The organism is Chryseobacterium sp. MYb7 (genome assembly GCF_002979455.1).
In the GTDB taxonomy this organism is placed as follows: domain Bacteria; phylum Bacteroidota; class Bacteroidia; order Flavobacteriales; family Weeksellaceae; genus Chryseobacterium.
Genome location: NZ_PCOU01000013.1, coordinates 60546 through 82130, shown reverse-complemented (window position 1 = coordinate 82130; position 21585 = coordinate 60546). Strand labels below are relative to the sequence as shown.

The following is a 21585-nucleotide window of genomic DNA, read 5'->3' as shown; positions in this document are numbered from 1 at the left end:
TTTCAATCTCTTAATGTTGTAAAATACTTTGCTTTTAACCGCACAAATTTAGTTATTTTTGCATTATGGAATGGTTTGAATCTTGGTTTGATACCCCTTATTATCATTTGCTTTATAGCAACAGAGACTATACTGAAGCAGAAAACTTCATTACAAAGCTCACTGCGGACCTTCAGCTGCCGCCCCAGTCGAAAATCATAGATCTTGCCTGTGGAAAAGGAAGACACTCGGTTTTTCTTAATAAATTAGGGTATGATGTTTTGGGGCTTGACCTTTCAAGACAAAGTATTGAATCTGACAAACAATTTGAAAATCAAACCTTGATTTTCGAAGTTCATGACATGAGACACCCAATTGATGCAGATCCTATGGATGCTGTTTTCAACTTATTTACAAGTTTTGGGTATTTTGATAATGAAAGCGATGATAAAAAAGTGTTTCAGTCTGTATACAACGCTCTGAAGCCCGGAGGATATTTTGTACTGGATTATCTGAACGAAGAATTTGTAATAAATACTTTGGTTCCGGAAACCACAATAACCCGTGGTGATATTGATTTTAAGATTCTGAAGAAGATTGAAGGCAGACACATCATCAAAGATATCCGTTTTGAAGCCGACGGTAAGCCGTTTCATTTCTTTGAAAAGGTAAAGCTTCACACATTGGAAGCCATCCATAATTATGCTTCTGAATGTGGTTTTGAAAGAATAAAAATCTGGGGAGATTATCAGTTGAATGAATTTAAAAAAGAAAATTCCCCGCGTTGCATCAATTTATTTAAGAAAAAATAATGACAACAGTACTTTTACTGATTTTAAGTGTCGTAACAGGCGTATTCCTGGGAAAACACTTTGGTAAAAAAGAAAAACTGGCTAAAAATCTACTGATATTAAGTGCCGGTTTTTTGATTACGATCTGTCTTAATGAAGTCTTTCCGCAGGTTTATACCTCTGCCGGAAGCAATAATCTTGGGATATTCGTGATCGGAGGAGTTCTTCTTCAGATGATTCTGGAAGCGCTTACCAAAGGTTTCGAACACGGACACTTCCACCATCATAGCGAACATAATATTCTTCCTGCTGCTTTAATGGTAGGTTTATTCATCCATGCTTTCATTGAAGGAATTCCTCTTGCCAATGAAACACATGAGATGTCACCTTACCTGTGGGGAATTGTATTTCACAATCTTCCCATTTCATTTATTCTGGGAGCATTCTTATTTAACAGAAAAGGAGAATCTAAAAGTTCTTCATCCTACCCCTCTATTCTCATTGTAGCCTTATTTGCACTGGCCTCTCCCATGGGAATGTTGTTAGGAAACTATTTCAATCCTGATCTTCAGCCTTATTTTCTGGCTATTGTAGGAGGAATATTCCTTCACATTTCATCCGTGATCATCTTTGAAAGCAATAAAAATCACAATATAGACTGGGTAAAGATTGGACTCGTTGTTTTAGGAGTTTCACTTGCATTGATGATGCATGTTTTCCATCAACACCCTGCTGCTCATTCTCATTAAAATACAAAAAAGCTACAGATTCCGTAGCTTTTTTGTATTAATAATATATGTTTTCTACCACTATTCTCGTTAATTTGTACTTATAATATTTCAGACAAATAAGTTAAAATTTGTTTTTTAAAAAATATTTTACACAAAAAAATAAACAAAAATTAAATATTTACATTGTAAAATAAAAAAAATATATTGTTTAATATTTTTTAACACTATAATAACAACAATACATTGTTTTTTGTACATTAGCCATACCAACAGTACTTAAAAAATGTATGAAAAAACAAAATAGCTTAGCAACATCAGTCTGTTTTTTTTTTATGACCGGCTTTATAGCGGCCCAGACAACGAAAAAAACAGATTCTTTAGAAGAAAAAAAGATTGATGATATTGTAATTATCGGTTACAAGACCCAGAAAAAATCCAGCCTTACAGCTGCCGTTTCTGTTATTTCTGACAAAAAACTCCAGGATTCCAACACTTCCAGTGTATCCGGTCTTCTGCAGGGAAAAGCTGCCGGGGTTCAGATCTTACCTGGTGGAGGTTCTGCAGGTTCTGTAGCTACTGTAAAAATCAGGGGTACTTCCACTATTAATGGCCCCAGTAATGCTCTTTGGGTGGTGGATGGTGTAGTAATGCCCTATGCTCCCAACCTGGATCCCAATCAGATTGAAAGTATTAACATCTTAAAAGATGCTGCTTCTACAGCCTTGTATGGCTCCAAAGCGGCAAATGGTATTGTACAGGTGTTTACCAAATCTGGAAATTCTGGAAAAGGAACATTAAGTGCCTCTCTTACTAATTCTTTTAATATGTTTAATAACGGGCGCTTCAAACTTATGAACGGAACGCAGCTGTATGATTATTTCACCTCATTAAAAGGAGCTCCGGCAATTCCCGAAACACTTAGAAACGATGGCTACAACTGGCTAAAAGACGGTACGCAAACAGGGGTTGTACAAAATTACACTATTGATTTCAGAGGCGGATCAAACAATTCCAAAACCTATATTTCAGGAAATTATTATAATGAAACCGGAACTGTTAAAGGAGATGAATTTAACAGGCTCTCCTTCAGAATCAACCATGAACAGACCATAAAACCATGGTTGATCCTGAAACCTAAAGTCAGTTTATCATATACCACGAGAAAAGATACACAGGCTTCCCTTTATGAAATGTACCTTAATATGCCGTGGGATAACCCCAGAGATGCCAATGGAAACCTGATTAGGGTTGATGAGAATTACACAGGTGATTGGTACGGACGGGATCACAGCAATTACCTCTATGACCTTCAATGGAACTATGGCAAAAGCAATCAGCTGGACCTTATTGGAAATCTAGATGCTGAAATCAAGTTTACCGATTATCTCAAATTCATCAGTACAAACAATGTTACCTACAAAAACTATGATGACATGTACTATACTGATCCCAGATCGATCAGCGGAACAAGTAATAAAGGACAGCTAACAGAAAATTATCAAAAAGATATTAGCAAATTTTTCAACCAGATGCTGAGGTTTGATAAGGATTTTGGAAATCATAACATCAATGCATTAGCAGCGTATGAATATACTGACAGATTCTATAAAGAATCACGTGCAGGTGTTTATGGTGTGGTACCTGGTACAGATGTTTTTAATACCGGAGCAACCACAGGACAAAAGCCAACAGGGAGAAAGTTTGACCGCGCCTATAATGCTCTCCTCTTTAATACCGAGTATGTATATGATAAAAAATATTTTATCCAGGGATCCTTAAGAAGCGAATCATCTTCTGCATTCGGTGCCAACAAAAGAAATGGTTTATTCTATGCGTATAGTGTAGGATGGAATATTCATAAAGAAAGTTTTTTCAACGTAAAACCAATTAATGAATGGAAGTTACGAGCAAGCCGAGGACTTGTGGGAAATACACCCAGTCCTGATTACGGATGGCAGGATCTATACAGACTTACAGAGAAATATAACGGACAGATAGGAGCAACATGGTTCCAGCTCGGAAACGCTGGACTAACCTGGGAATCTATCTATCAGAATAATATCGGTACAGATATCAGGGCTTTTAATAACAGACTGACTTTAAATATTGATTATTTTAATAATAAAACGAAAGATTTACTGGTGCTTGTACCTCTACCATCACTGACAGGTGTTGACAAACAGTACCTGAATATAGGTGACGTCAAAAACAAAGGCTGGGAATTCAATGTAAATTATTCCATTATCCGTTCAAAAGATATCAGCTGGGATCTGGGATTCAATATCAGCACCTATAAAAACAGTGTACTTTCTACCCGAAACAATAGTACACAGGTATTAGACAATTATCATGTAGCCATACAGGGGTATGATGTTACTTCTTTCTATATGAGAAAGTGGCTGGGTGTAAATCCGGACAATGGTGAAGGACAATGGGAGGTAATTAATCCGGACGGAAGCAGAAGTGCAACCTCAAAATACAACCTGGCTACCGTACAGGTGGTAGGAGCTGCTACACCAGATTATTACGGCTCTGTAAGCACTAATCTGAATATCAAAAATTTCTATCTTGCCGCGAATCTTTATTTCTCACAAGGTGGGCAAGTATATAACTCATACAGAGAATTGTTTGATTCAGATGGTGCCTATCCTTACTATAACCAGATGGCTTTAAAAGATGGATGGACAAGATGGGAGAAACCGGGAGATATTGCAACACATCCGGCTGCTGTATACAATAATAATTCATTAACAAATAAACCTTCATCACGTTATCTTGAGGATGCTAGCTTTGTCAAGCTAAGATCCCTGAGAATAGGATATAATTTTCCATCATCTCTAACAGAAAAGATGAAAATAAAATCAGCGAATATTTATATTATGGGTGAAAATTTATTTACCATCACCAAATTTTCCGGAGTGGATCCGGAAGTTGGTAATGCAGATAATCAAAGTGCCTATTCTGGTAATGCAGGAGCTATCTACCCTATTCCGAGAAGATTTTCTTTAGGTTTAAACCTTTCTTTTTAAAAAAAATTATTATGAAAAAAATACTTATTCCCATTCTCATAATATCATTAACGGCATGTAACATAGACCGTTCACCTTATGATTCAATGGAATCTGAGGTTATTCTCTCAGACGCAACAGGACTGAAAACTATAACCTTAGGAAATTATGCATTACTTAAAGGTGATGCTGATGGCGGTGGCTTTTACAACAACCTATACAGAATCAGTGAATATGGAGGAGATAATATAGATATCAGCGGAACTACCACCGATTCATTCTTTTACTATTATAATTACAAAAGTATTAAAAACAATGGCCGCACCAATACCATCTGGAACTCCGGATACAAGGCTATTATTGGGTGTAACAGGGTGATATCAAAGGTTGCCGAAGGAAAAGACACAGAAACAGATCAGCTCATAGGTGAAAATTATTTCTTACGAGCTTATGTATACTTTTCTATGGTTAATGTATTTGGAAGGCCATACAATCAAGGAACAGCCAATTCTGGAGTCCCCTTAAAACTATCTGACGACGTCAACGATTTGCCTGGCAGAGCCACTGTGGGAGAAGTATACAATCAAGTGGTCAAAGATCTTCTGAAAGCAGAACAACTGATGACCTTGAATAAAGACAACATATATGCATCCAAAGAGGCAGCGCAGGCTTTACTTTCCAGAGTCTATCTATACATGGAAAACAATGATAAAGCTATAGAGTATGCAGATAAGGTCATCAATTCCGGGAAATATATGCTTCTGTCTAAAACAGAATTACCTGCTTATGCCACCAAAACTCCCGAAACCAACACAGAAACCATTTTTGCATTTAAATATAATAAAGATGGAGACTATAGCGATGGCTGGTATACTATAGGCTCTATGTATGCCACCATACAGAATGTGGGCTGGGGTGAAATGTACGCTTCTTCCTCTTATCTGGACCTTATCAATCAGAATCCTCAGGATGCAAGGCTGAAGTTTATTTCTCCAAAATACAGCAGTCCGGCAGTTCCTGTTGCATATTGGGTACAACAAGGAACCAGTTCATCAGGTACCGCAACCTACAATTATCAATTCCAAAAGACCTTCCAACAGAATGGAAATACGTATTTTACCATGAATAATATCAATTATCAGGTACAATCTGAAGTAACACCCAATAAAACAAACTATTATTTTGTTAACGCAGCCGGTGGAAAAACTTACGTTTACCTGGATAATGATATGGATAAAAGAAACGGATATCCTAAATTTTATGTTTTAAAATGCTCCTTACAGGAAGGTGTTCCACAATTGTGGTCTCCGGTTGTTATAAGACTGGCCGAAATATATCTGAACAGGGCCGAAGCCAATGCCAAAAAAGGGAATACCGCTTCAGCACTCGCAGATGTAAATACCATCAGAACAAGAGCCGGAATACCTGTATATAATTCAGTACCTGCAGGACAGACTACTCTGGATGCAGTTCTACAGGAAAGAAGGTTAGAAATGGCTTTTGAAGGACATAGAAGATACGATGTCTTTAGAAACAAACTTGATCTCGACAGACAATATCCGGGCACCCATTTAAGCGGAAGCAATGCCTTTTATACAGTACCTTATACCCATAACAGAGTGGTAGAATATATTCCTGAACAGCAGATTCAGATCCAGCCGAATCTGGTGCAGAATCCAGATTAAAAAACAAAAAGCTCCGGAATCCGGAGCTTTTTTATGTATATAGCGTAATGTTTTATAAGCTTAGAACTTCCATCCTACTGTAAGGAAGAAGTTATTTCTGTTGCTTTTTACATCACTTACGGCGTAAGAATCACTTTCGAAGATTTTATTCGAAGAATAATAAGATGAATCAAAATTATCTCCCATGTATCCTCTCATGAAAGGATTAGCATATTTAGATGAGATATTCTGATAAGATGCATCTATATAGAATGATTTGAAATCATATCCGATACCAAATGAAAGTGTATTTCTGTCACTTAATATCAGGTTGCTGTAAGACTGATCTCCCACACTTCCCGCATCATTAAATCTACTGATCGTAAGCGCATCAAAAGGACTTGACTGGTAAGAATAACCACCTCTCAATCTGAATTGCTGTACTCTGTACTCAGCTCCTACTCTTACTTCTGAAAGATTTTTGTAGTTTTCTTTAAAGAAATCATTCAACTCTCTTTCTGCACCTCCATAAACTTTATAGTCAGGTTTTGTAAGTCCAAGGGTATAGTCTACGTTCAATGAGAAGTTTTTGCTTGCTACAAATGCAGCACTCACTGTCGCTTTAAGCGGTGAAGTGAACTTTCTGTTTTCAGCACCCATATCATCTCCGTAAGTAGGATCATTATAGAAATAATAATTTCTGTCTATATTCCAGAATGTAGGCGTTTCAAGAGATGCTCCCAATCTGAAATTCGGACTTATCTTTCCGATTACCCCTAATGAAGCAGAGAAACCTGAAGATCTTTCTGAATAAGGAGTGTCCTGCTTACTGAATCCTTCAGTAGAATTATTGGTTAGATTTCGGTAAAATAAAGTATCATATTGATCCAATGAAGCATTGAAAAAATTAAAACCTGCTCCTAAATATAAGTTATGGTTATAATTAGCACCTACCCCAAAGCTCATTTTTGATAAATTCCCGTATCTTTCATACATGTGACCTGCCATTGCAGCGTCTTTCGTGATATCAGCTTTATCAAAAGCATATACGATATTATTATTTCCTGGCGACTGAATTACATTATCAAGCTGCTGATTGGAAAAATTAATACCGATATTGATAAATTTCCATTTAGTTTCTGTCATCAGAGGAAAAGCGATGATCCCTCCTGCATTTCCAAGGTCTCCCTTAGTTTTGCTGTAATCCATCGTAGATCCAGCCAAAGAACTGCTGTTTTTATTTCCTAAAATAGATAAAGTTCCTGAAACCTCTCCTGAAATAGCAACCCCTAAACCTGCCGGGTTCGTAAGCAAAGAGTTTGCATCACCACCTAGCGCACCATTTGATCCAGCCATTGCATTAAATTTAGCTGATCCCACCATAGGAGTACTTGAGTAAACATCCACAGTATTTCTTATCACAGAAACATCCTGAGCCTGCGCATAAAATGCTGCAGAAATACTCATTAATACTAAAGATTTTTTTAACATTATTTTTTAATAGTTTATTAGTTTGAACAATTATCTAAAGCCACCTCTGCCGCCGCCGGATCTCATTCCGCCGCCACCGCCAGAAGAACCACCTCTGAAGCCGCCGCCTCCACCGCCGTTGAAACCTCCGCTAGATCTGAAGCCTCCGGAATCATTAGATCTGAAGCCTCCATTATTGTTATTATATCTCGGCTGTGATTGTTGATAATTATAGTTAGGTCTTGTTTGCGGTGCAGAATTACGGAATCCGCCATTGGATTGTGTATTTCTGAATCCGCCTGAATTACCGTTTCTGAATCCTCCTGAGTTGCTATCTCTGAAGCCACCATTACTGTTTCTGAAACCACCATTTGAATTGGAATCTCTGAAGCCGCCGTTATTGGTGTTTCTGAATCCGCCATTTCCATTACTATTTCTGAAACCTGAATTATTGGTATTCGTTCTGTATACAGCATTTGCTACCCCAGTATTCTGGAATCCTCCTCCACTGATACCGCTTCTTCTGTAAACAGGTCTGTTGTAGTATCCACCACCCCAGTAGCCTCCTCCATATCCCCAGTAAGGGTTTCCGTAGCCACCCCAGAATGGATCATAATACCCTCCATAACCATATCCCCAGTATGGACTTCCCCATCCGTAAGAGCCTCCCCAGCCCCAGCCGAATGATCCGCCCCAACCCCAGGATAGGCTAGCACCCCAGCCCCAGCCACGGTTCATACCCCAACCCCAATACGGGCTGTAACCTCCATACCATCCCCAAGGAGATCCCCATCCCCACGAGTTGTCATAGTAGTTAGTTTGAGAACCTGCATAAAGTCCCCAGTCTGAATCTGTAGCATTGGTATTCCAGTTGGTATTAGTATTACCCCAGTCATTATATCTGTTTTGCTGCTCTCTGGAATTCGCCTGTGCATTTTCAATCACATTGGAATCCTGATAGTAGTCATAATATTCTCCTACTCTGTTTCCGCTATCATTAATGATAACTCCTTCAGGTAGCGTATCCTTATTGGGGTCGTAATACACCCCGTCTGTCTCGCTATACCCTCCCATCTGAGCACCACAAGACACAAGTAATAATCCGCCCGATATAGCCAATATCCCTTTGGATCTTAGCAGACCAAGCAAATTTTTATGTATATTTCTTTTCATGATAACGTAAAAATTTTTAATTTAAATTATATTTGCAATCTGTACCAAAAATGTACCAAACACTGGTAAAAAAATCTATCAAAAATAGATTTTTATTTTTAGATAACAATAATGTACAAAAGTTAAAAAAATTAAAAAAAATAATGGCAAAATTAACCTCAAGAAGCGAAGATTACAGCAAATGGTATAATGAGCTGGTTGTAAAAGCTGATTTAGCTGAAAACTCAGGCGTGCGTGGATGTATGGTGATCAAACCGTATGGCTATGCGATCTGGGAAAAAATGCGTGATGAAATGGATAAAAAGTTCAAGGAAACAGGTCACGTTAACGCATACTTCCCGCTTTTTGTGCCCAAGAGCTTGTTTGAGGCAGAGGAAAAGAATGCAGAAGGTTTTGCAAAAGAATGCGCTGTTGTTACCCACTACAGATTAAAAACCGATCCGGACAATCCATCAAAACTTATTGTTGACCCGGATGCAAAACTGGAAGAAGAACTTATCGTTCGTCCTACTTCAGAAGCTATTATCTGGAATACCTACAAAAACTGGATTCAGTCTTACAGAGACCTACCGATATTGATCAACCAATGGGCGAATGTTGTTCGTTGGGAGATGAGAACACGTCTTTTCTTAAGAACGGCAGAATTCTTATGGCAGGAAGGTCACACTGCTCATGCGACAAAAGATGAAGCGATTGAAGAAGCAGAAAAAATGAATAAAGTATATGCAGATTTTGCAGAAAACTTTATGGCAATGCCGGTAATTCAGGGATTGAAAACTCCATCTGAAAGATTTGCTGGAGCTGATGAAACCTATTGTATAGAAGCATTAATGCAGGATGGAAAAGCTTTACAGGCAGGAACATCTCACTTCTTAGGACAGAATTTCGCAAAAGCATTTGATGTAAAATTCACCAACAAAGAAGGAAAAATTGAACATGCATGGGCTACCTCATGGGGTACATCAACCCGTTTGATGGGAGCATTGATTATGACGCACTCTGATGATTTTGGATTGGTATTACCTCCTACTTTAGCACCTATTCAGGTAGTAATTGTTCCGATCTTTAAAGGAGAAGAGCAGCTAGAGCAAATCAGTGAAGTGGCTTTGGATATTCAGGCTAAACTGAAAGCAAAAGGTATTTCTGTGAAGTTCGATAATGATACTCAGAACAAACCAGGCTGGAAATTTGCAGAATACGAATTGAAGGGAGTTCCTGTAAGAATTGCAATGGGACCAAGAGACCTGGAAAACAAATCTGTAGAAATTGCAAGAAGAGATAATCTTACAAAAGAAGTTCGTTCTATTGAAGGGCTGGATTCTTATATCGAAGATTTATTGAAAACTATTCAGCAGGATATCTATAACAAAGCTTTTGAATTCAGAAAAAATAATATCACCAAAGTGGATACTTATGAAGAATTCAAAAAAGTTCTGGAAGAGAAAGGTGGTTTCATCTATGCTCACTGGGATGGAACAGCTGAAGAAGAAGAACAAATTAAGGACGAAACGAAGGCAACTATCAGATGTATTCCTCTGGATAATGATGTAGAAGAAGGAATTTCTTTGATTTCCGGAAAACCTTCTAAGAGACGTGTATTATTCGCAAAAGCTTATTAAAAATTTTAATTATTTAGAATAAAATCATTAAAATTTAAAGAAATATTCAAAAAAAAATGACGTTTGGAGAGATTTTTGTTTAAATTTATGTCAACATTAATCAAAAAAATTTATTTATTATGTCTTTAAATGTCATTGATTTAATTAAAGGACAATTAGGTCCCGCTTTAGTTTCACAGGCTGCATCGCAGTTTGGAGAAAGTGAATCCGGTATTTCTAAAGCAATTGGCGGATTATTACCTGCTGTGGTAGGTGGATTAGCCAATAGTGCAGATAAGCCTGGCGTTGTGGATGCTATTACACAAGCCTCTTCAAGTGGAATTTTAGGAAATTTATTAGGCGGAGCGTCTAACAATCCTATTATTTCTACTTTGTTATCTTCAATTTTTGGAGATAAAGTAAGTGGATTAGTTAGTTCCATTGCTAGTTTTTCAGGAGTCAGCAATACTACTGCAGGTTCTTTGTTAAACCTGGTGACTGGAGCTACGGCAGGTACAGTAGGAAAATATGCAGCAGACAATAATTTGGGTGCTTCAGGTATTTCCAGCTTACTGAACGATCAGAAAGGTATTATTTCTTCATTATTGCCGGCAGGTCTTTCTTTGGCATCCTTTGGATTAGGAGCTGAAAACTGGTTTGGCCAGGCAAAAGAAACTGTTTCTTCGGTAACTTCTACAGCTAAAGATAACATCGCAGAAGGTGTAGCTACAGCTAGAGAAAATGTTTCTGAAGGAGCAAGGGAAATAAGAGAACAATTTAATAACAACAACGATAATCAAGGCGGAGGTTCAATCTGGAAATGGTTGCTTCCGCTTTTATTATTGATAGCAGCCGCCTATTTCTTATGGAAACAGTGCGAGAAAAAACAGACGACCACTACTACAACCACTACGTCTAACTCAGCATCTACAAGTTCTACTACAGATACTGCTGCTACAACTACAACAACAGCTGCTCCAGCTGCTGCTAAAACCGATGAAAACATTGACCTTAACGGAGTAATGTTAAAAGGTTACAAAGGTGGTATGGAGGATCAGATGATTTCATTCCTGAAATCTGGCGGTTACAAAAATGCGGCTGATGATTCTGCATTGAAAGATAAGTGGTACGATTTTGACCACGTAAACTTCAAAATGGGAAGTTCTACTGAGCTTGAAGCAGGTTCACAAGGACAATTGGATAACTTAGTGGCTATCCTTAAAGCTTTCCCTGATGCAAAAATCAAAGTTGGAGGTTACACTGATAAAACAGGAAACGAAGCTTCTAACGTAAAACTATCAAAAGCAAGAGCTGAATTCATCAAAGCTGCTTTAGCTAAAGCTGGAGTTGGTACACAGGTAATTGCTGCTGACGGTTACGGAAGTCAATTTGCTAAAGTAGATGCAAAAGCTTCTGATGCTGAAAGAGCTGCTGACAGAAAGATGTCTATCAGATTTGCGAAATAATCTTTAGACTTAATAAAAATTAGATCCCGGAAATTGATTTCCGGGATTTTTTTATGCCTTAATTCTTTCTGTTTACATTTATTTAATTAAATTTGTTAGTCATTTCTAACATTTATGAATTTCAATATAAAAAGCGCCTGGCGTAAAGATAAAACAACTCATTCCTTATCAGAGGTTTATTCATCAATCAAAGTCCCTAAAAATGCCAATTTCTGGAGGAAATATCTTGCATTTGCAGGACCGGGTCTGATGATTGCCGTAGGATATATGGATCCGGGAAACTGGGCTACTGATATTGCAGGAGGAGCTCAGTTCGGGTATACCCTGCTATCGGTGATTCTTATCTCCAATATTTTCGCAATGGTTTTACAGCACCTGTCTGTGAAACTGGGAGTAGTTGCAGAAAGAGATCTTGCACAAGCATGTAGAGACCACTTCAGTCCTACAACCAATTTTATTCTGTGGATATTCTGTGAGATAGCCATTGCCGCCTGTGATCTCGCCGAGGTCATTGGTTCTGCCATTGCATTAAATCTCCTATTTCACATCCCTCTGACCTGGGGAATCGTGATTACAACAGTAGATGTTTTAATTATTCTCTTACTTCAGTCCAAAGGTTTCCGATGGATTGAAAGTATTGTAGGGGGACTTATATTTATTATTTTAGCATGTTTCGTATATGAAATTATCATTTCGCAACCCGCTTTTAATGAGATATTGGGAGGTTTGGTTCCACAAAAGGAAATCATTCAGAATCCTGCCATGCTTTATATTGCTATAGGGATTTTAGGGGCTACGGTGATGCCACATAACTTATATCTGCACAGCAGTATTGTACAGACCAGAGATTACACGCGTGATACGGAAGGGAAAAAAGAAGCGATAAAATTTGCAACTATAGACAGTACAGCTTCATTAATGCTGGCTTTCTTCATCAATGCGGCAATCCTTATTCTGGCGGCCGCTACGTTCCATACTACAGGGAACGAACATGTGGCGGACATTCATGATGCCTATAAAATGCTGACTCCCATCTTAGGTGCTTCCATGGCAAGTATTGCGTTTGCCATTGCTTTATTAGCATCCGGACAAAACTCTACATTAACAGGAACTCTTGCAGGGCAAATTGTCATGGAAGGTTTTTTGAATATCAGATTAAAACCATGGTTGAGAAGACTGATCACAAGACTTATTGCCGTAATTCCGGCACTGATAGTTGCTATTCTTTATGGCGAGCAGGGAACAACCGAATTATTGGTTTTAAGCCAGGTTATTTTATCAATGCAGCTTAGTTTTGCTGTTGTTCCATTGGTGATGTTTACCAATGATAAAGCCAAAATGGGTGAGTTTGTCAACAAACCATTTCTTAAAGTCTGTGTTTGGATTATTTCCATTATTATCATTGTTTTAAACCTGTATCTACTCTATCAAACGTTTACAGGAGAATAACATACATACTATTATAGTTTTAAAATTGACTATTTGCCTTTATCAAGTGAAAGGTCAATAGTCAATTTTTGTTTCACAAAGTGAATTATTAAACTTACACTTTTCAAAATTCACAAGCGCAGCGGATTGACACATTCATCATTCATCATTCATAAATCTCTTCATTCTATTTCTGCCTTAATGTCCTGATTTTAGATTTGGCAGGCTCTTTGTCAAACAATCATTAAATAAATATTGAATTATGGAAAACCAGGATATTAACGAAGAAAGCATCAATAATCAGGAAGAAAACAATGTTCAGAATGACGCAACGTCTCAGGACAATGTGACAGCTACTCCTTCTCCAGAGGAACTTTTGGCAGAAGAAAAAGACCGTTACATCAGATTGTATGCAGAATTCGAAAACTATAAAAAAAGAACGACTAAGGAGAAGATGGAATTCTTCCAGTACGCCAACCAGGAGATGATGGTTTCAATGTTAGGGGTTTTAGATGATTTTGAAAGAGCATTGAAAGAAATCGCTAAAAATGGAAATCCGGCTGACCTGCAAGGTGTAGAACTGATCTATCAGAAATTCAAAAATAAACTTACCGAAAAAGGCTTAAAAACAATGGAAGTAAAGGCTGGTGACAGCTTTGATGTTGATTTCCATGAGGCGATTACTCAGATCCCTTCCCCATCGGAAGATTTGAAAGGAAAAATCGTAGACGTTATTGAAACGGGATATACTTTAGGCGATAAAGTAATCCGTTTTGCAAAAGTAGTAACAGGAAATTAAAATTCATAAATGATAAATGATGAGTGATAATAGATGAATATTTCACTTATTAACTTTATAATATCTTTTATCATTTATCAATAATCAATTATAAAATTGTCATGTCAAAAAGAGATTATTACGAGGTTCTTGAGATCAGCAAATCTGCCTCTGCCGACGAAATAAAAAAAGCATACCGTAAAATGGCCATCAAATTCCACCCGGATAAAAATCCAGGGGATAAAGAGGCTGAAGAAAAATTCAAAGAAGCTGCTGAAGCTTACGAAGTTTTAAGCGATGATCAGAAACGTGCTAGATACGACCAGTTCGGTCATGCCGGAGTAGGTGGAAACGGTGGTTTCGGAGGCGGAGGCTTCGGAGGCGGAATGAACATGGAAGATATTTTCAGCCAATTTGGAGATATTTTCGGTGGTGGTTTCGGAGGATTCGGAGGTGGCGGCGGAGGCCGTCAGCAGGTGAAAGGTTCTAATTTAAGAATCAGAATCAAGCTGAACCTTGAGGAAATGGTAAACGGCACTCAGAAAACCATCAAAGTTAAAAAAATGAAGATGGCAGAAGGTGCCACTTCAAAAACATGTCCTACCTGTAACGGTTCCGGTGTTCAGTTAAAAGTAATGAATACCATGTTTGGTCAAATGCAGACTCAGACAACTTGTAGTACTTGTCAGGGAATTGGAAAAGTTGCTGACAAAATTCCTGCGGGAGCTAATGCACAAGGTCTTATTAAAGATGAAGAGGAAATCACGATCAACATTCCGGCAGGAGCAAGAGACGGTATCCAGCTTAATGTAAGAGGAAAAGGAAATGACGCCCCATTTGGAGGAATTCCAGGAGACTTGTTAGTTATTATTGAAGAGGAAATAGATCAGGTAATCAAGAGAGAAGGCGACAATCTTCACCAGGAACTGTACGTTTCATTTGCTGAAGCGGCTTTAGGAACTAAGAAAGAAATTCCTACGGTAGGTGGAAAAGTGAAAATTACCGTTGATCCGGGAACTCAGTCCGGAAAGATCTTAAGATTAGCAGGAAAAGGACTTCCAAGCATCGACAGTTATGGTAAAGGAGACATGTTCATCCACATCAATGTATGGACACCACAGAAGCTTACTAAAGACCAGAAAGACTTCTTTGAAAAGCAGATGTCCAGCGGAGAAATGGTAGCAGAACCATCTGGAAAGGAAAAAACTTTTTTTGATAAAGTAAAAGATTTATTCAATTAATATAAAAAAGAGACTTGTAAAAAGTCTCTTTTTTTGTTTAACGTTCAAGGTTTTAAAGTTTTAAATCATCTTAAACCTGATCATAAAAAATCCTGCACTCTTTCGGGTACAGGATTTTTCTGGTTATTTAATTCTAATTCTGTTTATTTTTTTGTTGCTAAAGAATAGATTCCTTTTCCTAAAGTAAATACGGCAACCGCTAACAATCCGCCAACAACACCAAGTGTAAGCTCTTTCACAACATCTGGCCAAGTTGGAAGTATTCCATGGAAAAATTCAATCCTATGCAGAAAAATTCCACCAGCAACCATTATTAAAGCAATTGTTCCTACGACTCCTAATATTTTAATAACAATAGGCAAAGCTTTCACTAATAGATGTCCAAGCCTCCCGAAAAAACCTTTATCGTTACTTTTCTTTATTAATTTAAACCCTGCATCATCCATTCTTACGATCAAAGCTACAATTCCATAAACTCCAACAGTAGCGATAAATGCAACCAAGCTCGTTACTAAAATCTGTGTAATGAAAGGATGACTTTCTTCCAATACGGTTCCTAAAGCAATAATAACGATCTCGATTGATAAAATAAAATCAGTTGTAATTGCCGATTTCACTTTCTCTTTTTCAATTTCTTCAGAACTTTTTTCGTCTTCTTCAATTTCCTCTATAACTTCATGCCCTTTTTTGTCACGGTGAAAAAGAAATTCTATTACTTTTTCAACGCCTTCAAAAGCCAGATAGAATCCTCCAAGGATCAATACATAATTAATAGCCGGAGCATACAGCCAATTAAGTAAAAAAACGATAGGAAGAATAATCAGTTTATTGATAAATGATCCTTTGGTAATGGCCCACAGAACCGGAATTTCCCTTGAAGAAAGAAAGCCCGTGGCTTTTTCTGCATTTACAGCCAGGTCGTCTCCTAAAATCCCTGCTGTCTTTTGAGTAGCAACTTTACTGGTTACTGCTACATCATCCATCAATGCTGCAATATCATCCAAAATAGCAAAAAAGCCTGATGCCATATTTTAATTTTTTTTTAATCTTTGTTAAGTCCAGCAAAAATAAATATTTAATTCCGTTTTTGGATTCATAATCTGACAATAATTTTGAAAATTATAAGAATAGTAAAGCAATGCTTCACTTTCAATATTTTATATCTTTGTTCAAAATCTAATCAATGAATGAAAACTGGGAAACCCAATTGCAAAATATATGGCTGAAACTGGAAACAATAAGCAATGATGCGTTTATTCAGCAGATCAAAGATCATGTAGAATTACTTACTGATGCAGATTCACAGTCCATTGCTGATTTTGAAAGAGCCTGCGCTTTTGACTCCACCGGACATGAAAAGGAAGCAGAACCTTTGTACAGATCCGCATTGGATAAGGGATTAACTGGTTTACGGAGGAGAAGAGCAAGAATTCAGCTGGCAAGTACCTTAAGAAATAATGGAAAAATAGATGAAAGCATCCAAATTTTAAGGGAAGAAAAAGCCAACTATTCTGATGAACTGAATGATGCTGTAGATTCTTTTTTAGCACTGTCTCTTTCTTCAGCAGGAGAGCACAACGAGGCTCTATCTTTAACATTAAAAGCAATATCAAAACATTTGCCCAGATACAATAATTCTTTGAGCCGTTACGCTGAAAACCTGTAATTATAACCGTTTTTAAAACCTGATACTATGCGACCTCAATTTCATATTTTAATCTTACAATGTTTATTCTGCCTGTTCTGTACATTCTGCTCCACTTTCAAGGCTCAGACTAATCCCAATAACATCAATCAGGAAAAGAAAAAACAGGAAATTGACAGCATTATAAAAGCATTTGTTGGAATTAATAAGTTTAACGGAACAGCTTTGATTCACTATCAGAATAAAAATATTTTCGAAAGATCATATGGCTGGCAAGATGCAGAAAAAAAAATTCCCAATCAGGATAAAAGTGTGTATCAGATTGCTTCCTTAACCAAATCATTCACGGCTCTGGTTATTGTAAAACTAAGTGAAGAAGGAAAACTTTCTTTTAAAGATCCTATCTCAAAGTTTATTCCGGATTATCCGAGAGGCAATGAAATTACGATTGAGCACCTTCTTACCCACACTTCGGGAATTTATGAAGTACTGCGAAATAAAGAGTATTTCAACCTTCTTCACACCGGAAAATCTATAGCCAAAAGTAAAGAGCTTTCTTTTTTTAAAAATGAACCACTGGATTTTGAGCCGGGCACTCAATTTTCGTATACCAATTCGGGGTATATTTTATTGGGCGTTATCATTGAAAAAATAACAGGACTTTCTTATGAGGATGCTGTAAGGAAAACCATCTTAGATCCTCTAAAGATGACTCACACCGGCTTTAACTATAGGGCTCTGAAAAGTCCTTACAAAACGATTCCTTATTCTTATATTTCAAAGACAAAACAGGAAAAAACACAGGTTTGGAATTCTACATTAACCGGTCCTGCAGGACAAATCTACAGTACTGCAGAAGACCTTTACAATTATTATTTAGGATTGAGAGATTATAAAATTATTTCCAAAGAAGCATTTAAAAAAGCTACTACTCCCTATTTGAGCGGTTACGCCTATGGTTGGTTTATTGATGATCTTTACGGGAAAAAACTCATTAACCATGGCGGAAACATAGAGGGTTCTACAAGTTATTTTGCCATGCTTCCTGATGAAGATCTTTGCATCATCCTCTTAAACAATATTACGAGTAAGAAGCTGGAAAAAGCTGGAAACACCATTTTAGCAGCTCTTTTAGATCAACCATACACTCTTCCTCAACCTAAGAAAGAAGTAATATTGAATCCTGATGTGCTAAAAAAATATGCAGGTGATTATCAGCTTTCCGATGATCGTGTTATTCATATTCTGTACGAAAACGGTCAGCTTTTTATTCAAAACAACAAAGATCCAAAGGTAAGAATGTTAGCTGAAAAAGAAGATGCATTTTTCCTTCCGGATGATGACACCGAGATTTCTTTTATTTTCAAAGAAGGTGAAAAAGGCGTTATTACCATCAAAAAAGGACTGTCATCAAAAACAGCGGAAAAGCTTTAATTAAAACTTTTTCACTTTATAATCAATAGAATTTTTCGTAAATTTAATTAATGAAAAAGTTCATTCTCCGGTATCATTTTTTCGTCATGGGATGCATTGGTTTTCTCCTGCAGTCCTGTAATACGAAATTCAGAGTTTGGGTAGGTCCCGGAGGGCAGCAGAAAATTTATAATTTGAAATACGGCGAGCACAAAAGACAGAAAATGGATGTCTTTCTTCCCAAAGATTATGCTGAAGATACTCCTGTAGTTCTTATCGTTCATGGCGGAGCATGGACTTTAGGAAAAAAGGAACATATGATTCAGGTTCAGAAAATGCTCTTTGAAAACAAGATTCCAAGCATTAATATGAATTATAGATTGGTTTCTACAAAGGAAAAAATCACTTACAAACAACAACTTGAGGATATTGCTCTGGCCATTGAAAAATTTAATTCTTTAGCAGAAAAAGCAGAGCTTCAACCCAACAATTATATTCTTCTGGGCGAAAGTGCCGGTGGACATTTATCTCTTCTTTACGGGTATCATCATCCTGAACAGATCAAGAAAATTATTTCTTTAAGCGGACCTACAGATTTTTTCAGTTCTGAATATCTGAAATCTTTTTATTCCAAATATACTTCTCCTACTTTTCAAAAGGTAGTTGGGACTAAATTTGACCGGAAAAATATATCTGAAAACTTTAAAGAAGCGAGTCCTATTGCCAATATTACAAATGTTCCTACTCTCCTATTTCAGGGAAACAATGATGTTCTGGTCAACCAGCATCAGGGAATTGCTATGGACTCAGCGCTTACCCAGATGAAAGTTCCACATAAATTCATTTTTATGAAAGGTGCCGGGCATGCCCCAAGATTTTTCAGTAAAAGAAAAAGAGACAGCATTATCTATCCGAATATTCTGGAATGGATTAAAAAGTAAAAATTCCTATCAGATTTTATTTTATTTAACTCAAAAGGATAAATAATTCGAACGTTTCATTTTTAAGGGGGTAAAGAGAAGTGACTTTGTCACTGATGAAGCTCATGAATATACATCCGCTTAGAAAGAATCAATTTCATTGATTTCTACCTTTGCTATCTTAAAATAATACTCAATAGAAATTAATATTTGCGTTTAAAAACTCTCTTTGTCATTTTTTTATAATCAAAAAGCTTCATTTATAAGTAATAAAAAAGCCATCTCACTATTAGACGGCTCTATATTTTTGATTGAATTTCTTATTTATTCAAAGTCCTGATCTTCATATTTTTTAGAAAGATCTTCTTTTTTTCCAAAAACAAACTTGAAGATAACCGGAAGTGTAGTTACCAATACAATGACGATAATGATGTATTCCAGCTTTTGTTTTAAGTTGATTCCAAACTGCTCCATAAAAAGCTTGTCCAGGTAATGTCCTGCAAAGATCAAAATGAATGACCATAAAACAGCACCAATAACATTATCTCTTAAAAACTCTTTTTTATCCATCTTTACAATACCTGCAACAATGGGTGTAAAAGTTCTTACAACCGGTAAGAATCTTGCCATAATAACAGCTAATGCACCGTGTTTTTCAAAGAAATCGTGAGCCTGATAAAGGTACTTCTTCTTGAAAAGCATTGAATCCGGTCTTTTATATAAGGCAGGTCCGGCTTTTCTTCCAAAATAGTATCCTACTTCATTTCCTATAACAGCTGCAAGAGCCACCCCTGAAGCTAATATTGTGGTATCTAAGAAATCACTTCCTGTAGAACCAAAAGTCTCTTTGATGATTTCAACGGCATAAATTCCTGAAACGAATAAAAGAGAATCTCCAGGTAGGAAAAATCCTACAAAAAGACCTGTTTCAGCAAAAACAATAAACAAAATCAGCCAAAACCCTCCCATTTTAATATAAAATTCCGGGTTTAATAAATCCTTCCAGCTATTGAAATCTTCCATAAATATCGATGAACAACAAAAGTAAGTTTAAAATGTCTGAAACAAAAATTAATTATAAGATTTTAACTAAAATTCAAACATGATTTTTATAATTCAAGATCATCATCGGAAACTGCCGTCCCATCGGCCATTAAGAATGCTTTTAAGAAAGGGGTAAGATTTCCGTTCATTAATGCATCTACATCTGAAGTTTCATGACCGGAACGTACATCTTTTACCAGTTTGTACGGGTGCATTACATAGTTTCTGATCTGGCTTCCCCACTCGATCTTCATTTTGTTGGCTTCTATCTCGTTTCTTGCTTTCATACGCTCTTCCAATTCCATTTCGTATAGTCTTGAGCGAAGGAGCTGCATTGCTTTTTCTTTATTCTGAAGCTGAGAACGGGATTCTGAGTTTTCAATAATAATTCCCGTTGGTGCGTGGCGAAGACGTACAGCAGTTTCTACCTTGTTTACGTTCTGCCCTCCTGCTCCGGAAGATCTCATGGTTTCGAAACTGATATCGGCAGGATTGATATTGATCTCAATGGTATCATCTACCAAAGGATAGACATATACTGAAACAAAGCTTGTATGACGTTTTGCATTACTGTCAAAAGGGGAAATTCTTACCAGCCTGTGCACTCCGTTTTCTCCTCTTAAATATCCAAAAGCAAATTCTCCTTCAATTTCAAGAGTTACGGTCTTCACACCGGCTACATCGCCTTCCTGAAAGTTCAGTTCACGGATTTTATAGCCTTGTTTATCTGCCCACATCGTATACATTCTCATCAGCATAGCTGCCCAGTCGCAACTTTCTGTTCCTCCTGCTCCTGCTGTAATCTGCAGCACTGCAGAAAGCTCATCTCCTTCGTTGGAAAGCATATTTTTGAATTCCAGGTCTTCAATTTTTTCTACCAGTTGCGGGAATGTTTCATCGAGTTCTTTTTCAGAATCCGGATCTTCTTTGGCAAAATCAGCTAAAACCTGCAGATCTTCAAACTGTGTCTGAATTTCATCATAGCTTTCCACCCATTTTTTCTTGGATCGAAGCTGTTTTAAAAATGCCTCGGCGGTTTTGGGATTATCCCAAAATTCAGGGGCTGCAGTTTTTTCATCATCATTGGCAATTTCAATCTTCTTTTTTTCAATCTGAAGGTATCTGTGTAAGTCTTCAATTCTGGATTGAACGTCTTTTATCTGGTCGTTGTTTATCACGAATGTTTCTTTTTTGCAAAAATAAGGAATTCTTTTAGAGTGGAGCGTTTTGAGTTCT

At 37.2% G+C, this 21585-nt stretch carries 17 protein-coding genes; 12 read left to right on the top strand and 5 right to left on the bottom strand.

The genetic code is table 11. The features are described from left to right. The first annotated feature begins 65 nt into the window (after positions 1-65). The 4 genes from CQ046_RS12190 (at position 66) to CQ046_RS12175 (ending at position 6194) form a co-directional block, all read left to right on the top strand. Positions 66-791 (top strand): class I SAM-dependent DNA methyltransferase, encoded by a 726-nt coding sequence (locus CQ046_RS12190; protein ID WP_105702505.1) that lies wholly within the window; start codon positions 66-68, stop codon positions 789-791. After that, positions 791-1519 carry a ZIP family metal transporter gene (locus CQ046_RS12185; protein WP_105702504.1) on the top strand — a complete coding sequence of 243 codons (729 nt, stop codon included), beginning with the start codon at positions 791-793 and terminating at the stop codon, positions 1517-1519. The genes CQ046_RS12190 and CQ046_RS12185 overlap by 1 nt, the downstream gene beginning before the upstream one ends. 269 nt (positions 1520-1788) lie before the next feature. Further along, on the top strand, positions 1789-4530 hold the full coding sequence (locus CQ046_RS12180; RefSeq protein WP_105702503.1) for a SusC/RagA family TonB-linked outer membrane protein: 2742 nt from the start codon (positions 1789-1791) through the stop codon (positions 4528-4530). Positions 4531-4541: 11 nt separating this feature from the next. Further along, positions 4542-6194, top strand: a complete 1653-nt coding sequence (locus CQ046_RS12175) for a RagB/SusD family nutrient uptake outer membrane protein (protein ID WP_105702502.1) — start codon at positions 4542-4544, stop codon at positions 6192-6194. 60 nt (positions 6195-6254) lie between these two features. On the opposite strand, the gene CQ046_RS12170 is transcribed toward CQ046_RS12175, so the two are convergent. Next, positions 6255-7640: an OmpP1/FadL family transporter gene (locus CQ046_RS12170; RefSeq protein ID WP_228406939.1), complete on the bottom strand. Its 1386-nt coding sequence runs from the start codon at positions 7638-7640 to the stop codon at positions 6255-6257. A 54-nt stretch (positions 7641-7694) separates the two neighbouring features. Continuing rightward, a complete protein-coding gene (locus CQ046_RS23560) occupies positions 7695-8816 on the bottom strand; it encodes a prolyl-tRNA synthetase (protein WP_105702500.1) in 1122 nt (373 codons plus the stop codon). 143 nt (positions 8817-8959) lie between these two features. Here CQ046_RS23560 and proS point away from each other — a divergent pair, with 143 nt between their 5' ends. The 5 genes from proS (at position 8960) to dnaJ (ending at position 15327) form a co-directional block, all read left to right on the top strand. Then, positions 8960-10435: a proline--tRNA ligase gene (gene proS / locus CQ046_RS12160; protein ID WP_105702539.1), complete on the top strand. Its 1476-nt coding sequence runs from the start codon at positions 8960-8962 to the stop codon at positions 10433-10435. 119 nt (positions 10436-10554) lie between these two features. Then, complete coding sequence (locus tag CQ046_RS12155; protein WP_105702499.1) at positions 10555-11880, top strand: OmpA family protein; 1326 nt, start codon at positions 10555-10557, stop codon at positions 11878-11880. Positions 11881-11994: 114 nt separating this feature from the next. Continuing rightward, positions 11995-13329: an Nramp family divalent metal transporter gene (locus CQ046_RS12150; protein WP_105702498.1), complete on the top strand. Its 1335-nt coding sequence runs from the start codon at positions 11995-11997 to the stop codon at positions 13327-13329. A gap of 238 nt (positions 13330-13567) precedes the next feature. Further along, entirely contained in the window at positions 13568-14107 is a 540-nt protein-coding gene (locus CQ046_RS12145) for a nucleotide exchange factor GrpE (RefSeq protein ID WP_410493684.1), read from the top strand. A 101-nt stretch (positions 14108-14208) separates the two neighbouring features. Next, positions 14209-15327 carry a molecular chaperone DnaJ gene (gene dnaJ, locus CQ046_RS12140; RefSeq protein ID WP_034695254.1) on the top strand — a complete coding sequence of 373 codons (1119 nt, stop codon included), beginning with the start codon at positions 14209-14211 and terminating at the stop codon, positions 15325-15327. 143 nt (positions 15328-15470) lie between these two features. Here dnaJ and CQ046_RS12135 read toward each other — a convergent pair whose 3' ends face one another. Further along, positions 15471-16355, bottom strand: coding sequence for a DUF808 family protein (locus CQ046_RS12135; RefSeq protein WP_105702496.1), 885 nt, complete (start codon positions 16353-16355; stop codon positions 15471-15473). Positions 16356-16510: 155 nt separating this feature from the next. Between CQ046_RS12135 and CQ046_RS12130 the strand changes: the two genes are divergently transcribed. The 3 genes from CQ046_RS12130 to CQ046_RS12120 are packed head-to-tail and all read left to right on the top strand — an operon-like array spanning position 16511 to position 19326. Next, complete coding sequence (locus tag CQ046_RS12130; RefSeq protein WP_105702495.1) at positions 16511-16993, top strand: tetratricopeptide repeat protein; 483 nt, start codon at positions 16511-16513, stop codon at positions 16991-16993. A 27-nt stretch (positions 16994-17020) separates the two neighbouring features. Then, positions 17021-18406, top strand: a complete 1386-nt coding sequence (locus CQ046_RS12125) for a serine hydrolase (RefSeq protein WP_105702494.1) — start codon at positions 17021-17023, stop codon at positions 18404-18406. Between the two features lie 50 nt (positions 18407-18456). Next, positions 18457-19326: an alpha/beta hydrolase gene (locus CQ046_RS12120; RefSeq protein ID WP_105702493.1), complete on the top strand. Its 870-nt coding sequence runs from the start codon at positions 18457-18459 to the stop codon at positions 19324-19326. Positions 19327-19629: 303 nt separating this feature from the next. On the opposite strand, the gene CQ046_RS12115 is transcribed toward CQ046_RS12120, so the two are convergent. Continuing rightward, positions 19630-20328, bottom strand: coding sequence for a DedA family protein (locus tag CQ046_RS12115; RefSeq protein WP_105702492.1), 699 nt, complete (start codon positions 20326-20328; stop codon positions 19630-19632). An 86-nt stretch (positions 20329-20414) separates the two neighbouring features. Next, the gene (gene prfB / locus CQ046_RS12110) at positions 20415-21527 is read right to left on the bottom strand and encodes a peptide chain release factor 2 (RefSeq protein WP_105702491.1); all 1113 of its coding nucleotides are present in this window, start codon (positions 21525-21527) and stop codon (positions 20415-20417) included. Positions 21528-21585 lie beyond the last annotated feature (58 nt).

Bases quoted from the DNA above. Each gene is read 5' to 3' on its own strand.
- CQ046_RS12190 (WP_105702505.1), top strand. From the start codon at position 66: ATGGAATGGTTTGAATCTTGGTTTGATACCCCTTATTATCATTTGCTT.
- CQ046_RS12185 (WP_105702504.1), top strand. From the start codon at position 791: ATGACAACAGTACTTTTACTGATTTTAAGTGTCGTAACAGGCGTATTC.
- CQ046_RS12180 (WP_105702503.1), top strand. From the start codon at position 1,789: ATGAAAAAACAAAATAGCTTAGCAACATCAGTCTGTTTTTTTTTTATG.
- CQ046_RS12175 (WP_105702502.1), top strand. From the start codon at position 4,542: ATGAAAAAAATACTTATTCCCATTCTCATAATATCATTAACGGCATGT.
- CQ046_RS12170 (WP_228406939.1), bottom strand. From the start codon at position 7,640: ATGAGTATTTCTGCAGCATTTTATGCGCAGGCTCAGGATGTTTCTGTG.
- CQ046_RS23560 (WP_105702500.1), bottom strand. From the start codon at position 8,816: ATGAAAAGAAATATACATAAAAATTTGCTTGGTCTGCTAAGATCCAAA.
- proS (WP_105702539.1), top strand. From the start codon at position 8,960: ATGGCAAAATTAACCTCAAGAAGCGAAGATTACAGCAAATGGTATAAT.
- CQ046_RS12155 (WP_105702499.1), top strand. From the start codon at position 10,555: ATGTCTTTAAATGTCATTGATTTAATTAAAGGACAATTAGGTCCCGCT.
- CQ046_RS12150 (WP_105702498.1), top strand. From the start codon at position 11,995: ATGAATTTCAATATAAAAAGCGCCTGGCGTAAAGATAAAACAACTCAT.
- dnaJ (WP_034695254.1), top strand. From the start codon at position 14,209: ATGTCAAAAAGAGATTATTACGAGGTTCTTGAGATCAGCAAATCTGCC.
- CQ046_RS12135 (WP_105702496.1), bottom strand. From the start codon at position 16,355: ATGGCATCAGGCTTTTTTGCTATTTTGGATGATATTGCAGCATTGATG.
- CQ046_RS12130 (WP_105702495.1), top strand. From the start codon at position 16,511: ATGAATGAAAACTGGGAAACCCAATTGCAAAATATATGGCTGAAACTG.
- CQ046_RS12125 (WP_105702494.1), top strand. From the start codon at position 17,021: ATGCGACCTCAATTTCATATTTTAATCTTACAATGTTTATTCTGCCTG.
- CQ046_RS12120 (WP_105702493.1), top strand. From the start codon at position 18,457: ATGAAAAAGTTCATTCTCCGGTATCATTTTTTCGTCATGGGATGCATT.
- CQ046_RS12115 (WP_105702492.1), bottom strand. From the start codon at position 20,328: ATGGAAGATTTCAATAGCTGGAAGGATTTATTAAACCCGGAATTTTAT.